The sequence below is a fragment of the Symbiopectobacterium sp. genome, assembly GCF_051710365.1.
Lineage (GTDB): Bacteria > Pseudomonadota > Gammaproteobacteria > Enterobacterales > Enterobacteriaceae > Symbiopectobacterium.
On sequence record NZ_JBPETA010000287.1, the window covers coordinates 1 to 2,854 of the forward strand.

General features: G+C 53.6%; 5 protein-coding genes. 3 read left to right on the forward strand and 2 right to left on the reverse strand.

What is annotated here, in order from left to right:
- Positions 1-240: 240 nt before the first annotated feature.
- A complete protein-coding gene (gene rsmS / locus ACTBDZ_RS16735; protein WP_438816138.1) occupies positions 241-411 on the reverse strand; it encodes a pleiotropic regulatory protein RsmS in 171 nt (56 codons plus the stop codon).
- Between the two features lie 22 nt (positions 412-433).
- Positions 434-973: a primosomal replication protein PriC gene (gene priC, locus ACTBDZ_RS16740; protein WP_438816139.1), complete on the reverse strand. Its 540-nt coding sequence runs from the start codon at positions 971-973 to the stop codon at positions 434-436.
- Between the two features lie 163 nt (positions 974-1,136).
- On the opposite strand from priC, the gene ACTBDZ_RS16745 reads away from it, so the two are divergent.
- The 3 genes from ACTBDZ_RS16745 to dnaX form a co-directional block, all read left to right on the forward strand.
- Entirely contained in the window at positions 1,137-1,505 is a 369-nt protein-coding gene (locus tag ACTBDZ_RS16745; protein ID WP_438816141.1) for a DUF454 family protein, read from the forward strand.
- A 157-nt stretch (positions 1,506-1,662) separates the two neighbouring features.
- Entirely contained in the window at positions 1,663-2,214 is a 552-nt protein-coding gene (apt, locus tag ACTBDZ_RS16750; protein WP_438816142.1) for an adenine phosphoribosyltransferase, read from the forward strand.
- Between the two features lie 112 nt (positions 2,215-2,326).
- The coding region (dnaX, locus tag ACTBDZ_RS16755; RefSeq protein ID WP_438816140.1) for a DNA polymerase III subunit gamma/tau at positions 2,327-2,854 on the forward strand (528 nt) is incomplete at its 3' end.

Genomic DNA, 2,854 nt, shown 5'->3' on the forward strand with positions numbered 1-2,854 from the left:
CCAATGGCAACATTACTTGATGGTAAACGGGTCTGGGCAGAAAAAAATCTGAACCAGATTTAATCTGACAGACACCTGTATAAATAACCGGTAACTGTCAGATCAGGTCTGAGCTAGTACAGATAACAAAACCTCTTTACCCCCCGTTATCCTCGGCGAAAGCCGGGGATCTTTGAGAGAATAAACGCGTTTCTTCGGTATGAGATTCCCGCCTTCGCGGGAATGACGGTGAGAGTAGGGTCATCCGTTGTCAGGCGCAGACCTTGCTGCCGCATGCGCCTTGGATTCATAGTCACGTCGCACAATCTCTAACGCAGCTAGCACCACATCGGGTGCGATATCGCTCTCTTCCAGCAGCATAATCAGATCGACTGCCAGTTTGACCTCTGGCGGGGCATTTTTCAGAGACATGCGTTAGGTCCTTTGGTTGCGGTTACAGCCCTTGTTCACGCCTTTCCACCTGACGCTCTAAACGCGCTAGCGCCTGACGACACCGTGCTAACCGGCCTTCGAGCGCGGCTATCTCACGTTGCAACTGTTGCTGCGCGCTCAACGTTGCCGCTCTGTCGAGTTGGCTTTCCCGGTCCTGAATCATCAGATTCAGGCGTCGTTCATAGTCCTGGTGCTCTGCCAGCTTTTGATACAGATCGCTGGCGATGGCGACCGGCGTCTTCTCCTCCTGACGGCGTAGCGCCTGTGTGGAGAGTTCTCGTTGTAGTGCGCCGATCTGCGCGACCAATTTTTCCGTCATGAACGCGACGCGTTCGGTACGGTTTTCTGCTACCAGATGGCGCAAGGACTGAAAATTTTGCTCAACTTCATTCAGATAATCGCGCAAACGCGTGCCATGTGATTGAAACAGCTGGCGATCAAAACGGGAATAGACCAACTGCCTGTCTGCCAGCGGAGCGACCGCCTGAGCCAACAGGACAAGTTGATGTTCCAACGCCTGAAGAAAGTGGTGGCGGTTCACGGATTGACCCACATAATGAAATGATAAAGCCAAGCTTGCACGGGATTGTCAGCAGGCACAAGCCTTTTGCGCGTGGGGAAGAAAGATGAGCGCATCTTAACTAACGTCAGGGAAGGGCGGGATGCTAGAGTGCTAGCGCGTAACGTGAAGAGGATGAGCAGTGATGTATCGTATTGGGTTGGTGGTGTTGGGATGGTTAGCGGTTGTGCTGGCGACGTTAGGCGTTGTGTTGCCGCTGTTGCCGACCACCCCGTTCTTGCTGCTGGCTGCATGGTGCTTTGCCCGTTCCTCACCGCGTTTTCATGCCTGGCTGCTCTACCGTTCCTGGTTTGGCCCCTATTTGCGGCACTGGCAGGATCACCGGGCGTTGCCGCCGGGGGCGAAAGGCAAAGCGGTGGTGATGATCGTGCTGACCTTCGCCATTTCGCTGTGGCTGGTGGATATGGTATGGGTCAGAGTGCTGCTGTTAACGATAATGGCGGTCTTGCTAACCTTTATGTTGCGCCTGCCAGTTGTTGATCCACGACAATAAAACCCACCGCAGGCTGTTGCATTTGATCGTCAGTTTGACTAGATTTGAGCGTTTTCGTGTGCCGTTTGCCTCCGGTTATCTCTCAGTATCGATGAGCGGAAAGGAGCAGCAGCGGTCATGGGTAAGATTTTTAAAGCGTACTATCAGGCAAAAGATGATGAGCGTAACCGCACAGCAGTCAGAATTAATCAAAAACAGCATTAAAAGCATTCCCGATTATCCCAAACCGGGGATCTTGTTCCGTGATGTCACAAGTCTGCTGGAAGCGCCCGTTGCGTATGCGACCAGTATCGAGATGCTGGTAAACCGTTTTCGTGACACTGGCGTAACAAAAGTGGTGGGCACGGAAGCGCGCGGTTTTCTGTTCGGTGCCCCGGTGGCACTGGCGTTGGGTGTGGGTTTTGTGCCGGTGCGTAAACCTGGCAAACTGCCGCGCCCGACGATTTCAGAAAGCTATGAGTTGGAGTACGGCACTGATAGCCTGGAAATTCACACCGATGCCATCAGCGCTGGCGACAAGGTGTTAGTAATCGACGATCTGCTGGCTACCGGCGGCACCATTGAGGCCACGGTTAAGCTGATTCGCCGTTTGGGCGGAGACGTCACCGATGCGGCATTTATCATTGATCTGTTCGATCTGGGCGGCGAGCAGCGTTTGAATAATCTCGGTATCAACTGCTACAGTCTGGTGAATTTCCCGGGCCATTGATCCTGCCTTTTTTCCGTCGTAAATCTGTTGGCTATCCTGATAAACAGTCTCGCCGTGTCCGGCGAGGCTGTGTTAGCATGGCCTCCTCAATCACACAACCGTTGCGGTATTGATGAGCTATCAGGTACTGGCCCGTAAGTGGCGTTCTCAATCTTTCGCTGATGTCGTTGGTCAAGAACATGTGCTGACCGCATTGGCCAATGGTCTCTCTATGGGGCGGGTTCACCACGCCTATCTGTTTTCCGGCACGCGTGGCGTGGGGAAAACCAGTATCGCTCGCCTGTTGGCGAAAGGACTGAACTGCGAGAGCGGCATTACCGCCACGCCTTGTGGACAGTGCGCGAATTGCCGGGAAATTGAGCAAGGGCGTTTTGTTGACCTGATCGAGATTGATGCCGCCTCGCGCACCAAGGTAGAAGACACCCGCGAACTGCTGGATAACGTGCAGTATGCCCCTGCGCGCGGTCGGTTCAAAGTCTACCTGATCGATGAAGTACACATGCTCTCCCGCCACAGCTTCAATGCGCTGTTAAAAACGCTGGAAGAGCCCCCCGAACACGTTAAATTCCTGCTGGCGACCACCGATCCACAGAAGTTGCCGGTCACTATCCTTTCCCGCTGTCTGCAATTTCATCTCAAA

Excerpts from the sequence above, each read along its gene's own strand:
- apt (WP_438816142.1), top strand. The coding sequence starts at position 1,663 with ATGAGCGTAACCGCACAGCAGTCAGAATTAATCAAAAACAGCATTAAA.
- rsmS (WP_438816138.1), bottom strand. The coding sequence starts at position 411 with ATGTCTCTGAAAAATGCCCCGCCAGAGGTCAAACTGGCAGTCGATCTG.
- ACTBDZ_RS16745 (WP_438816141.1), top strand. The coding sequence starts at position 1,137 with ATGTATCGTATTGGGTTGGTGGTGTTGGGATGGTTAGCGGTTGTGCTG.